This is a genomic window from Mesorhizobium sp. (assembly GCF_017306585.1).
Lineage (GTDB): Bacteria > Pseudomonadota > Alphaproteobacteria > Rhizobiales > Rhizobiaceae > Mesorhizobium.
On record NZ_JAFKIC010000297.1, the window covers coordinates 1 to 11,793 of the forward strand.

Sequence of the window (11,793 nt, forward strand, 5' to 3'; positions counted from 1 at the left end):
ATCCCATGCCCACGACCGGCGTGCCGAAGAACTCGGCGACGATGGCGCCGATCAGCGCCAGCGGCGAGTTGATCTTCAGCGCGTTGAAGATGAAGGGCGCGGCCGCCGGCAGCCTGAGCTTGATCAGTGTCGGCCAGTAGCCGGAAGCGTAGGTGCGCATCAGGTCACGTTCCATATGGCCCGACGCCGCGAGCCCGGCGACCGTGTTCACCAGCATCGGGAAGAAGGTCATGATGATGACCACCGCCGCCTTGGACTGCCAGTCGAAACCGAACCACATGACCATGATAGGCGCCACGCCGATGATCGGCAGCGCCGAGACCATGTTGCCGATCGGCAGCAGCCCGCGCCGCAGGAACGGTACGCGGTCTGCGAGGATCGCCGTGATGAAGCCGGCGCCGCTGCCCGCGATGTAGCCGAACAGCACCGCCTTGAGGATGGTCTGCCGCACATCGGCGCCGAGGATCGGCAGGGAGTTGGCGATACGCGCGCCGATCGCGCTTGGCGGCGGCAGGAGGATGAAGGGAATGCCGGCGCCGCGCGTCACCGCCTCCCAGATGATCAGGATCCAGGCGCCGAAGATGGCGGGGATGACCAGACGCAAGGCCGTCCGCATTGCCTTGCCGGCCGGGCGAAGTGCCGACAGGACGGCCACGCAGCGCCACCCAAGCAGCCAGGCCGCGGCAAGCAGCAGGAAATACGGCGCCAGCGCGGTGCCTTCGAAGCCGGCGATGCCCGAGATCAGCAGCCAGGCGGTGAGATGGGCGCCGATGAACAGCACCAGCGCTTCCGCCAGGGGAGCGATCCTGGTCATCGAGACCAGCGCCGCCACCACGGCGACGGAGATCATCAGCGCCTTCGTTCCTAGATAGGGATAGGCGATGCTCGCATTTGGGCCGGCAAGTGCCGCCGCTTCGGGCTTCGACATTGCGCCGAGCACAATCGCGATCACACACAGCAGGATCGCCAGCACCGCTTGCCAGGAGGGTTTCAGCCAGTTCATGCCGGCCTCCCGCCCATGGCGCGGTCGACGAGGCGGCCGGCAACGCCCACCACCATGACCAGCAGCGCCGCCACGATCGAGCCCGCCACCAGCGCCGACCAGATATCGATCGACTGGCTGTAATAGGCGCCCGCCAGAAGCTTGGCGCCGATGCCGGCGACGGCGCCCGTGGGCAGCTCGCCGACAATGGCGCCGACAAGGCTCGCCGCCACCGCGACCTTCATCGAAGTGAACAGGAACGGCACCGAGGCCGGCACGCGCAGCTTCCAGAAAGTTTGCGCGCGGCTGGCATTGTAGGTGTGCATCAGATCGAGATGCATGAGTTCGGGCGAACGCAGGCCCTTCACCATGCCGACCGTCACAGGAAAGAACGACAGATAGGTGGAAATCATCGCCTTCGGGATCAGACCGGTGATGCCCACCGCCGCCAGCACGACGATGATCATCGGCGCCACCGCCAGGATCGGAATGGTCTGCGAGGCGATGATCCAGGGCATCAGGCTGCGGTCGAGCGTCGCGACATGCACGATGCCCACCGCGATGACGATGCCGAGCGCGGTGCCGAAGGCGAAGCCCAGCAGTGTCGAGGACAGCGTTATCCAGGCATTGTAGACGAGGCTGCGGTTCGAATTGATTGGCCGCAAAAAGGTGTTCTCGAAGAAATTCACCGCCACCTGATGCGGCGCCGGCATGGTCGGCTTTGGCTGCGACAGCGTCTTGCCGATGAACTCCATCGTGCCCGGTGTCGCGTTGGAGCGCTGGTCGAGATCGCGCTGAAATGGCGCGTTGAGGATGACGGCGAAGACGTACCAGAGCACGACCACGGCGGCGAGGATGGTGGTGACGGGGATGATCTTGGAGCGGAAGGTGTCCATCTAGCGAGCCCCCTTCAGGACAGGGCGGCCATACCCGTTTTTCGTCATCCTAGGGCGGAGCAAGCGCGAAGCGGCTTGCGTAGACCCTAGGATCCATTCCGTGACTTTGGTCGAGGGGTCAAAACGGAGCAGAATGGCCTCCAGCCGTCTTCGCGCAAAGGGTGCCATATTCTGCACTGCTGCGGAGCGTCGAGGTAACGGCATGGATCCTAGGGTCTGCGCCGCGTCGCTTCGCTCCTTGCTCCGCCCTAGGATGACGAAAGGATGGGTGGCCGCTCGGTCTGCGTACGCCGCTCCGCGGCTACTCCGCCCTAGGATGACGAAGGTAGGGGCGGCCTCGTCATCGCCTATGCGGCACACCGCCTCAATCGTCATAGCTGTGCCCTGCCCGCAGCCCATCGCGCACGCGCGCGGCGATCGCCAGAAACTCCGGCGATTCGCGTATGTCGAGCGGCCGCTCCCTGGGCAGCGTCGATTCGATGATGTCGCTGACGCGGCCCGGCCTCGGCGACATGACGACGATGCGTGTCGACAGATACACGGCTTCCGGAATGGAGTGGGTGACGAAGCAGATTGTCTTGTTGGTGCGCGCCCACAACTGCAGCAATTGCTCGTTGAGGTGATCGCGCACGATCTCGTCCAAAGCGCCGAACGGCTCGTCCATCAGGAGCAGGTCGGCGTCGAAGGCCAGCGCACGCGCGATCGAGGCGCGCTGCTGCATGCCGCCGGAAAGCTGCCAGGGATATTTCTTCTCGAATCCCCTGAGGTTGACGAGGTCGAGCGTTCGCTTGATGCGCTCGGCCTGCTCTGCCCTCGACAGGCCCATGATCTCCAGAGGCAGCGCGACATTGCGCTCGATGGTGCGCCATGGAAACAGCGCGGCCGCCTGGAAGACGTAGCCATAGGCGCGTTTCTCGCGCGCCTGCTCCGCCGTCATGCCGTTGACAGAGATGGTTCCCGAGGTCGGCTTCTCCAGATCGGCGATGACGCGCAGGAGCGTGGTCTTGCCGCAGCCCGAAGGACCGATGAAGGAGACGAACTCGCCTTTTCCGATGGTGAGGTCGACATTGGACAGCGCCTGTACCGGGCCGTCATTCGTCTGGAAGGTGAGACCAAGTTTGCTTGCCGCGACGACGGCTGGCGAGGTTCCCGTCATCGGCAGAGGCCTGCCTGTTCCCGCCGCTGCCACGCCGGCCGGATTCCGATTGCTTTTATCGCGATGTTGTTTTCCACTCGCCCCGTCCCATTGGTCCTGTCCTGTCAGCCCGACGCCCGGAGTTTCCCCGATGTCGCCCAAACCGACATGTCATCTTATCCGCCCTGAAAGCACTTATGAAGGCAAGCAGGGTTTGACCTATTTCGCCGGCATCGCCACCGAGTCGGTCGGCTCGTCCGGCATCTGCATGCATGTGCTCACCATGCCGCCCGGCGCGCGCGCCAAGGCGCATCTGCATGAAAACCACGAAACCGCGATCTACGTTCTCTCCGGCGAAGTCCATACCTGGTATGGCGAGAGGCTGGAGCATCACATCGTCGTCAAGGCCGGCGACCTCTTCTACATTCCGGCCGGCGTGCCGCACCTGCCGGCCAATCTCAGCGACGCCCCCTCCTCGGCGGTCATCGCCCGAACCGACCCCAACGAACAGGAAAGCGTCGTCCTGCTGCCGGAACTGGACGCGCTGGTCGCCTGATGTGAGTGGGTGGGCTCTCGCCGTCATTTGCACCGGGAGACTTCGCCCATCACATTGCCGTCTTCATCCACAACGGACAGTTTCTTGGCGTTCTTGGCGCTGCGCTTGATGGTGAAGGTGGCTGGCGACTTGCCATCCTCGCCCTCGGCCTCGCACTCCGCCTTGATTACGAGCGAACCGTCGGCCTGCGCCTTCGTCTCGGTGAACGTGCAGGCGCTCGCCGCCGTGATCAGTTCCTTGTCGGTCAGAAGCAGCATCTGGTCGGCGGCGACTTCCTGGCCATTCTTGTTGATGCAGCCATATTTGTCGCCATAGGGTTTGGAAAGGTCGATAGCGGCCGCCGATGCGTGACCGGCAGCAAGAGCCAGCACCGCGCCGAGAAGAAATCCCAAAAAACGCATCTCAGACCCCCGTCGCTGGAATGCCAGTCCGCTCCACCTTGCGCGGCGCGGTGATCTCCTTCCAGGTCGACAGCGCCCGGTTGACCGCCGCGTTCGGCTCGCGGCCGACGAACGCGCCATGGCCGGGCTTGGCCTTGACCTCGGCTTCCTCGATCGACAGTTCGCCGCGCGAGAACACGAAGCGCGGCAGGCCGGTCACCTCGACGCCCTCGAACACGTTGTAGTCGATGACCGACTGCTGCTTCTTGGCGGCGATCGTCTTCTTGCGCTTGGGATCCCACACGATGATGTCGGCATCCGCGCCTTCGACGATGGCGCCCTTCCTCGGATACATGTTCAGGATTTTCGCGATGTTGGTCGAGGTCACCGCGACGAACTCGTTCATGGTCAGGCGCCCGGTGTTGACGCCCCTGGTCCACAGCACCGGCATGCGATCCTCGAGACCGCCCGTGCCGTTGGGGATCTTGGTGAAATTGCCGACGCCGAAGCGCTTCTGCTCCGTGGTGAAGGCGCAATGATCGGTCGCCACCACCTGCAGCGATCCGGCCTGCAGGCCGGCCCAGAGTGAATCCTGGTGCAGCTTGTTGCGGAAGGGCGGGCTCATGACGCGGCGCGCGGCATGGTCCCAGTCCTTGTTGAAATATTCGGTCTCGTCGAGCGTCAGGTGCTGGATCAGCGGCTCGCCGAACACACGCATGCCTTTCTGGCGCGCGCGGCGGATCGCCTCGTGGCTCTGCTCGCAGGAGACATGCACGACATAGAGCGGCACGCCGGCCATGTCGGCGATCATGATGGCGCGGTTGGTCGCCTCGCCCTCCACTTCCGGCGGGCGCGAATAGGCGTGGCCCTCGGGGCCGTTATTGCCGGCGGCAAGCAGCTTCTGGGAGAGTGCCGCGACCACGTCGCCGTTCTCGGCATGCACCAGCGGCAGCGCGCCAAGGTCGGCGCAGCGCTGGAACGACGCGTACATCTCGTCGTCGTCCACCATCAGCGCGCCCTTGTAGGCCATGAAGTGTTTGAACGAGGTTATGCCCTTGTCGACCACCGTGGCCATCTCGTCGAACACCTGCTTGCCCCACCAGGTGATCGCCATGTGGAAGGAATAGTCGCAGGAGGCCTTGGAAGTCTTGTTGTCCCACATCTGCAAGGCTTCGAGCAGCGACTGCTGCGGCGCCGGCAGGCAGAAATCCACCACCATGGTGGTGCCGCCGGCAAGCGCTGCCCGCGTGCCGGATTCGAAATCGTCAGCCGAATAGGTGCCCATGAACGGCATTTCGAGATGGGTGTGCGGGTCGATGCCGCCCGGCATCACATAGCAGCCGGTGGCATCGAACTCGTGATCGCCATGCAGGTCCGAGCCGATGGCGACGATCTTGCCGTGGCTGAACAGCACATCGGCCTTCCAACTGCGATCAGCGGTGACGACGGTGCCGTTCTTGATGACTTTGGTCATTTTCTTGTTCCCTTGTTCTCTTCGCGCTTCTTGGCGAGCGTTTCAGCAGAGTTCAGATCAATCGCAGCGCCGAAGCCCGCTACATGGCTCCAACTTCTCTCAATATCTCCTCGATGCAACCATCGAAAGAATTTGCCAAATCTCCAGTCGTGAACCGCAGCACATGATAGCCCTGTTGGCCAAGCCATGCATCGCGTTGCCGATCCTTCTCCATTTGCTCCGGCATGAAGTGATGCTCTCCGTCCACTTCGATAACGAGTTTCTTCTCATGCAGGACGAAGTCCACGATGTAAGGCCCGATCGGAGCCTGCTTTCTCGCATGTATGCCGTAGAGCCGACGAAATTCCTTCAACTCGAACCAAAGCTTACGCTCGCCTTCCGTCATGTTTCGACGCAAGGCCCTGGCACGCTTTATGGCAATTGGCTCGATTGCGGTCGGCGCCAAGACGAGTACCTCCACCCCTCAATCTCTTCCCGCAGCGGCGGAGAAATCGCACAAGAATTTTTTGCGAAGAGGGACCCCCACCCTAACCCTCCCCACAAGGGGGAGGGAACGCTGCCGCGCACTCCGGTCTACAGCCTTGGCGCACCAAGCGTTGGTAATTAGCCGCGGATCAGCGCTGAGAGAAGTTCCCTCCCCCTTGTGGGGAGGGCTAGGGTGGGGGTCCCTCTTCGTAAGAATCCGTCTGGTGCCGCCCAACCTCCTCACTCCACAATCCCCGCCGTGTCCACCACCGCGTGGAACAGCACGTCGGCGCCGGCCGCCGCCCATTCCTTGGTGATCTCCTCGGCTTCGTTGTGGCTCAGCCCGTCGACGCAGGGGCACATCACCATGGCGGTGGGCGCGACGCGGTTGATCCAGCAGGCGTCGTGGCCGGCGCCCGAGACGATGTTGCGGTGCGTATAGCCAAGCCGCTCGGCGGCATCGCGGATTGCCTTGACGCAGCCCTTGTCGAACGTGACGGGATCGAAATGGCCGACCTGTTCGATCTTGTACTTGATGTCCAGCGCGTCGCAGATCGTGTCGATGCCCTCGCGGATGCGGCCATCCATGGCGTCGAGCACCTCCTTCTCCGGCGAGCGGATGTCGATGGTGAAGACGGTGCGCCCGGCAATGATGTTGCGCGAGTTGGGATAGACCTCCATATGGCCGATCGCGCCGACGGCGTCGGGCTGGTAGTCCATGGCGATCTCGTGCACCAGTTCGATCACCCGCGCCATGCCGAGCCCGGCATTGCGGCGCTTTGGCATCGGCGTCGAGCCGGTGTGGGCTTCCTTGCCGGTCAATGTCACCTGCAGCCATTTCAGGCCCTGGCCGTGGGTGACCACGCCGATATCGATGTCCTCGTCCTCGAGGATCGGCCCCTGCTCGATATGCAGTTCGAAAAAGGCATGGATCTTGCGGTCGCCTACCTTCTCCGAACCCTTCCAGCCGATACGCTCCAGTTCCTCGCCGAACTTCTTGCCGTTCTTGTCGGTGTGTTCATAGACGTCGGCCTGGTCCAGCACGCCGGCGAACACGCCCGACGCCATCATCGCCGGCGCGAAGCGGGCGCCTTCCTCGTTGGTCCAGTTGGTGACGACGATCGGATGTTTGGTCTTGATGCCGAGGTCGTTCAGCGAGCGCACGATCTCCAGCCCGCCGAGAACGCCGAGCACACCGTCATATTTGCCGCCGGTCGGCTGCGTATCGAGATGGCTGCCGACATAGACCGGCGGCAGGCTGGGATCGGTGCCTTCGCGGCGGGCAAACATGGTGCCCATCTCGTCGACGCCCATTGCGAGCCCCGCGGCATCGCACCAGCGCTTGAACAGGCGCCTTCCCTCGCCGTCCTCGTCGGTCACCGTTTGGCGGTTGTTGCCGCCGGCGATGCCGGGGCCGATCTTCGCCATCTCCATCAGCGAATCCCACAAACGGTCGGAATTGATTCGCAGATTCTCGCCGGGTGCGGCCATTCAAAGTCTCTCCAATTGCGCGACGTCCCCCTCCCCCTCGAGGGGGAGGGGTATCCGCGCCTGGTTTGTCAATCTATCGACCTCAGCACATCGCGCACATGATCGATCAGCTCGTTGATCTGTCCCTTGGTGATGATCAGCGGCGGCGACAGTGCGATGATGTCGCCGGTGGTGCGGATCAGCGCGCCGCGCTCGAACGCCTTCACGAAGGCCGAGAAGGCACGCTTGGTCGGGCTGCCGGCGATCGGCGCCAGCTCGATCGCGCCGATCAGGCCGATATTCCTGATGTCGATGACATGCGGCTCGCCCTTCAGCGAATGCAGCGCGTCTTCCCAATAGGGAGCCAGCTCCTCGCCGCGCGTCAGAAGGCCCTCTTCCTTGTAGGTGTCGAGCGTGCCGAGCGCGGCGGCGCAGGCGATCGGATTGCCCGAATAGGTGTAGCCGTGGAAGAACTCGATCATGTGTTCGGGGCCGGTCATGAAGGCGTCGTGGATTTCCTTCTTCACGAACACCGCGCCCATCGGGATGACGCCGTTGGAGACACCCTTGGCGGTGGTCATGATATCGGGCGTGACGCCGAAATAATCGGCCGCGAACGGCGCGCCGAGACGGCCGAAACCGGTGATGACCTCGTCGAAAATCAACAGGATGCCGTGCTTGGTGCAGATTTCGCGCAGTTTCTGCAAATAGCCCTTCGGCGGCAGGATGACGCCGGTGGAGCCGGCGACCGGCTCGACGATGACAGCCGCAATGGTAGATGCGTCATGCAAGGTGACGAGACGTTCGAGTTCGTTGGCGAGTTCCGCGCCATGTTCAGGCACACCCTTGGAGAAGGCGTTCTTCTCCGGCAGGTGTGTGTGCGGCAGATGGTCGACGCCGCCGAGCAGCGTGCCGAACATCTTGCGGTTGGAAACGATGCCGCCGACCGAGATGCCGCCGAAATTGACGCCGTGATAGCCGCGCTCACGGCCGATGAGGCGGGTGCGCGAGCCCTCACCCTTCACGCGATGATAAGCGATCGCCATTTTCAGCGCCGTCTCGACCGATTCCGAGCCGGAATTGGTGAAGAAGACATGGTCCATGCCCTTGGGCGCGATGTCGACCAGCCGGTTGGCCAGCTCGAACACGATCGGATGGCCCATCTGGAAGGCAGGCGCGTAGTCGAGTTCGGCGGCCTGATGCTGGATCGCCTCGGTGATCTTGGGACGGCAATGGCCTGCATTGACGCACCAGAGACCCGCGGTGCCGTCCAGCACCTTGCGGCCGTCGCTCGTCGTGTAGTGCATGTCCTTGGCGGACACGAACATGCGCGGCGCCTGCTTGAACTGCCGGTTTGCCGTGAACGGCATCCAGAATGCGCTGAGATCGTTCGGCGTGACTTTCAGCCGGTTGGACATGACCAAGACTTCCCCTTGTAACCTGTTTCGGTGCGTCCAACGCTTGGTCTTTGCCGCGCTTTCATGCTACGCAAATTTTTGACCGATTGGACAAACGTTAGCACCGCCCTGTCGGCGGTCAAGGGATTACTAGCGGAAATGCCGCACTGGAAGCGCGTTCCACAGGCTGGGGAAAAACTGGTCCAGCGAATTGGTCCAGAGAATGATCAATGCGGCGGCTGGCAAAGGTGAACACCGGCACGGAGGCCCCTCGCCGCACCCGCATCCAGCAGGAAAAGCGCGAGCTGATCCTGGAGGCGGCGCTCGAAGTGTTCTCCACCAACGGCTTTCGTGGCTCCACCATCGACCAGATCGCCGAAGCGGCCGGCATGTCCAAGCCGAACCTGCTCTATTATTTCCGCCGCAAGGAAGACATTCACGAGACGTTGATGCAGCGGCTGCTCGACACCTGGCTGGCGCCGCTCAGGGAACTCGACGACATCGGCGATCCGCTGACCGAGCTCCGGAGCTACATCAGGCGCAAGCTTGAAATGGCACGGGATTTCCCGCGCGAGAGCCGGCTGTTCGCCAATGAGATCCTGCAAGGCGCGCCGCGCATCATGCCGCTGCTGGCCGGCGAATTGAAAACGCTCGTCGATGAGAAAGCGGCGGTCATCAAGGGTTGGATGCGCGCCGGCAAGATCGCCCGGACCGACCCCTGGCACCTGATCTTCTCGATCTGGGCAACCACCCAGCACTATGCCGATTTCGACGTCCAGGTCCGCGCGGTGCTCGGCCCCAACCGCGGCGGCGACGGCCGCTTCGAGGACGCGGCACGGTTTCTGGAGCAGTTGTTTCTCGATGGGCTGAAGCCGAAGGGGTAGTGTTCCGCAGACCATGGGGATTGGCTAAGACGATCATCACTTCGTCATTCTAGGGCGAAGCAAGGAGCGGAGCGACGCGGCGCAGACCCTAGAATCCATGCCGCGACCTCAACGCTTCGCGACGGCCCAAAATTCTGCGCCGCAGCACCCTATGCGAGAGGTCACGGAATGGATCCCAGGGTCTCCGCGACGCCGCTTCGCGGCTGCTCCGCCCAGGGATGACGAAGCCGAGGGTGCTTCGCCACAGAACGCGCCAACGTCAAGCGCTGCGCCGCTCTCCCGGCAGCGCATCCAGCAGCTCTCGCAACTTCGCAACCGAGTTCTGTTCGGCAAGCGGCGTGTAGACGATCAGCTTCATGTCCGAGCCGTCGTCGATCGACAGGCTCATATGCTCGAAAGTCATCGCACCGGCGATCGGGTGGCGCAAATGCTTCTGGCCGGAGAGCCGATGAACCACATCGCGCTGCGGCCACCATTCGCGAAACTCGGGACTTGAGCGCATCATCAGCGCGATCAGCCGCTCGAAATCGGCGTCGCCCGTATATTTTGCGCTTTCGGCGCGGAACGCGGCAAGCGTGGCGCGCGCCAATTGCTCCCAGTCGACCAGCAGATGGCGTCGCTTCGGATCGGTGAACACGCCATGGATGATGTTGCGGGCATCGCCCTCCAGCAGGCCGTAATCGCCGAAAATGGCGACCGCCGCGTCATTCCAGGCCAGCACGTCCCAGCGCGGGCCGACGACATAGGCGGGCTGCAGCACAAGGCTCTGCAGCATGTGCAGCAAGGGTCCTTCGACCTTTGCCTGCCCGATGCGCCGGCGTTCGGGCTGCTGGCGGCCGGCGAGCGTGAACAGATGCCGCTTCTCGGCGGCGTCGAGGCGCAGCGCCTCGCAAAGCGCCGTCAACACTTCCACCGAAGGCCGCACGTCCCTGCCCTGCTCCAGCCAGGTGTACCAGGTGGTGCCGACGCCGGCAACCATCGCCACCTCCTCGCGGCGCAGGCCGGGCGTGCGCCGCCTCGCACCGCAGGCGATGCCGGCGGTCTGCGGCGACAGCCTTTCGCGGCGCGAGCGCAGGAAGGCGCCAAGCTCGCGCCGGCGGCTGTCCTCGGCTGAGAGAAGGGAAGCGTCCATGGCCGCTATTATAGCAGTACTGATACCAGGATAAAGTTTGAACTGTTTGCGGTTCCCCTGCCGTCCCATCTTCAGCCAGGAGCAACGAAATGGAGGCTCCTGACATGGACCTGAAAGACATGGACCTGAAAGACAAGACAATCCTCATCACCGGCTCGACCGACGGCGTCGGCCGGGTCGTGGCGCAACGGCTCGGTGCAGCCGGCGCCCGCGTGCTGGTACACGGCCGCGATGCCGCGCGTGGCAAGGCAGCGGTCGCCGAAATCGAAGCCGCCGGCGGCAAGGCGGAATTCCTCGCCGCCGACCTCGCCTCGCTGGCCGAGGTTCGCCGCCTTGCCGACGCCGTACGTGCCCGAACGGATCGGCTCGACATCCTCATCAACAATGCCGGCGTCGGCACTTCGGGCCAGAATGCCGGGAGGCAAGTCAGCGCCGATGGCTACGAATTGCGCTTTGCCGTCAATTATCTCGCCGGCTTCCTGCTGACCTCGGAACTTTTGCCACTGCTCAAGGCGAGCGCGCCGGCGCGGATCGTCAATGTCGCCTCGGCCGGCCAGCAGGCGATCGACTTCGCCGATGTCATGCTGGCCCACGGCTACAGCGGCGTTCGTGCCTACTGCCAGAGCAAGCTGGCGCAAATCCTGTTCACCATCGACCTGGCCGAACAGCTGAAAGGCAGCGGCGTCACCATCAACGCGCTGCATCCGGCGAGTTACATGGACACCACCATGGTGCGACAGGCCGACGTGACACCCTGGAGCTCGGTCGAGACCGGCGCCGACGCCATCCTCAACCTTGCCGCCTCGCCCGCGCTTGAAGGACGCAGCGGCCTCTATTTCGACGGCCTGCGCGAATCCCGCGCCGATGCCCAGGCCTATGACGCCGGGGCAAGACAGAAATTGCGGGAGCTGAGCCTCGACCTCGTCGGGCCGGCCTCCCCAGAATCGAAGACGCAAGAATCCCAGGAGCGGAATTCATGACCGACAGGATCGAACACACAGTCATCATAGGCGGCTCGTCCG

At 63.5% G+C, this 11,793-nt stretch carries 12 protein-coding genes; 3 read left to right on the top strand and 9 right to left on the bottom strand.

Features of this window, described 5'->3' with window-relative positions; genetic code table 11:
- From J0I79_RS33380 to J0I79_RS33390, 3 genes are all read right to left on the bottom strand, one after another.
- Positions 1–1,003, bottom strand: a 1,003-nt coding sequence (locus J0I79_RS33380) for an ABC transporter permease (protein WP_292869910.1), incomplete at its 3' end; no start/stop codon positions are given.
- Positions 1,000–1,878, bottom strand: coding sequence for an ABC transporter permease (locus J0I79_RS33385; protein ID WP_292869913.1), 879 nt, complete (start codon positions 1,876–1,878; stop codon positions 1,000–1,002). The genes J0I79_RS33385 and J0I79_RS33380, both read right to left, overlap by 4 nt.
- Before the next feature lie 364 nt (positions 1,879–2,242).
- A complete protein-coding gene (locus J0I79_RS33390; protein ID WP_292869916.1) occupies positions 2,243–3,034 on the bottom strand; it encodes an ABC transporter ATP-binding protein in 792 nt (263 codons plus the stop codon).
- Positions 3,035–3,164: 130 nt separating this feature from the next.
- Between J0I79_RS33390 and J0I79_RS33395 the strand changes: the two genes are divergently transcribed.
- The gene (locus J0I79_RS33395) at positions 3,165–3,569 is read left to right on the top strand and encodes a cupin domain-containing protein (RefSeq protein WP_292869919.1); all 405 of its coding nucleotides are present in this window, start codon (positions 3,165–3,167) and stop codon (positions 3,567–3,569) included.
- A gap of 23 nt (positions 3,570–3,592) precedes the next feature.
- Here the strand turns inward: J0I79_RS33395 and J0I79_RS33400 are convergent, their stop codons facing one another.
- The 5 genes from J0I79_RS33400 to J0I79_RS33420 all read right to left on the bottom strand — a co-directional run bounded on the left by J0I79_RS33400 (position 3,593) and on the right by J0I79_RS33420 (position 8,776).
- Entirely contained in the window at positions 3,593–3,970 is a 378-nt protein-coding gene (locus J0I79_RS33400) for a hypothetical protein (protein WP_292869922.1), read from the bottom strand.
- A gap of 1 nt (position 3,971) precedes the next feature.
- Positions 3,972–5,423 carry a dihydropyrimidinase gene (hydA, locus tag J0I79_RS33405; protein WP_292869924.1) on the bottom strand — a complete coding sequence of 484 codons (1,452 nt, stop codon included), beginning with the start codon at positions 5,421–5,423 and terminating at the stop codon, positions 3,972–3,974.
- A gap of 79 nt (positions 5,424–5,502) precedes the next feature.
- On the bottom strand, positions 5,503–5,868 hold the full coding sequence (locus J0I79_RS33410) for a DUF559 domain-containing protein (RefSeq protein ID WP_292869926.1): 366 nt from the start codon (positions 5,866–5,868) through the stop codon (positions 5,503–5,505).
- Between the two features lie 260 nt (positions 5,869–6,128).
- Positions 6,129–7,379: a Zn-dependent hydrolase gene (locus J0I79_RS33415; RefSeq protein WP_292869928.1), complete on the bottom strand. Its 1,251-nt coding sequence runs from the start codon at positions 7,377–7,379 to the stop codon at positions 6,129–6,131.
- Between the two features lie 68 nt (positions 7,380–7,447).
- Positions 7,448–8,776, bottom strand: coding sequence for an aspartate aminotransferase family protein (locus J0I79_RS33420; RefSeq protein WP_292869930.1), 1,329 nt, complete (start codon positions 8,774–8,776; stop codon positions 7,448–7,450).
- Between the two features lie 209 nt (positions 8,777–8,985).
- Between J0I79_RS33420 and J0I79_RS33425 the strand changes: the two genes are divergently transcribed.
- On the top strand, positions 8,986–9,639 hold the full coding sequence (locus J0I79_RS33425; RefSeq protein ID WP_292869932.1) for a TetR family transcriptional regulator C-terminal domain-containing protein: 654 nt from the start codon (positions 8,986–8,988) through the stop codon (positions 9,637–9,639).
- Between the two features lie 259 nt (positions 9,640–9,898).
- Here the strand turns inward: J0I79_RS33425 and J0I79_RS33430 are convergent, their stop codons facing one another.
- On the bottom strand, positions 9,899–10,771 hold the full coding sequence (locus J0I79_RS33430) for a helix-turn-helix transcriptional regulator (RefSeq protein WP_292869934.1): 873 nt from the start codon (positions 10,769–10,771) through the stop codon (positions 9,899–9,901).
- Between the two features lie 119 nt (positions 10,772–10,890).
- Between J0I79_RS33430 and J0I79_RS33435 the strand changes: the two genes are divergently transcribed.
- Positions 10,891–11,751 (top strand): SDR family oxidoreductase, encoded by an 861-nt coding sequence (locus J0I79_RS33435; RefSeq protein WP_292869936.1) that lies wholly within the window; start codon positions 10,891–10,893, stop codon positions 11,749–11,751.
- Positions 11,752–11,793: the final 42 nt, after the last annotated feature.

Excerpts from the sequence above, each read along its gene's own strand:
- J0I79_RS33385 (WP_292869913.1), bottom strand. The coding sequence starts at position 1,878 with ATGGACACCTTCCGCTCCAAGATCATCCCCGTCACCACCATCCTCGCC.
- J0I79_RS33390 (WP_292869916.1), bottom strand. The coding sequence starts at position 3,034 with ATGACGGGAACCTCGCCAGCCGTCGTCGCGGCAAGCAAACTTGGTCTC.
- J0I79_RS33395 (WP_292869919.1), top strand. The coding sequence starts at position 3,165 with ATGTCGCCCAAACCGACATGTCATCTTATCCGCCCTGAAAGCACTTAT.
- J0I79_RS33400 (WP_292869922.1), bottom strand. The coding sequence starts at position 3,970 with ATGCGTTTTTTGGGATTTCTTCTCGGCGCGGTGCTGGCTCTTGCTGCC.
- hydA (WP_292869924.1), bottom strand. The coding sequence starts at position 5,423 with ATGACCAAAGTCATCAAGAACGGCACCGTCGTCACCGCTGATCGCAGT.
- J0I79_RS33415 (WP_292869928.1), bottom strand. The coding sequence starts at position 7,379 with ATGGCCGCACCCGGCGAGAATCTGCGAATCAATTCCGACCGTTTGTGG.
- J0I79_RS33420 (WP_292869930.1), bottom strand. The coding sequence starts at position 8,776 with ATGTCCAACCGGCTGAAAGTCACGCCGAACGATCTCAGCGCATTCTGG.
- J0I79_RS33425 (WP_292869932.1), top strand. The coding sequence starts at position 8,986 with ATGCGGCGGCTGGCAAAGGTGAACACCGGCACGGAGGCCCCTCGCCGC.
- J0I79_RS33430 (WP_292869934.1), bottom strand. The coding sequence starts at position 10,771 with ATGGACGCTTCCCTTCTCTCAGCCGAGGACAGCCGCCGGCGCGAGCTT.
- J0I79_RS33435 (WP_292869936.1), top strand. The coding sequence starts at position 10,891 with ATGGACCTGAAAGACAAGACAATCCTCATCACCGGCTCGACCGACGGC.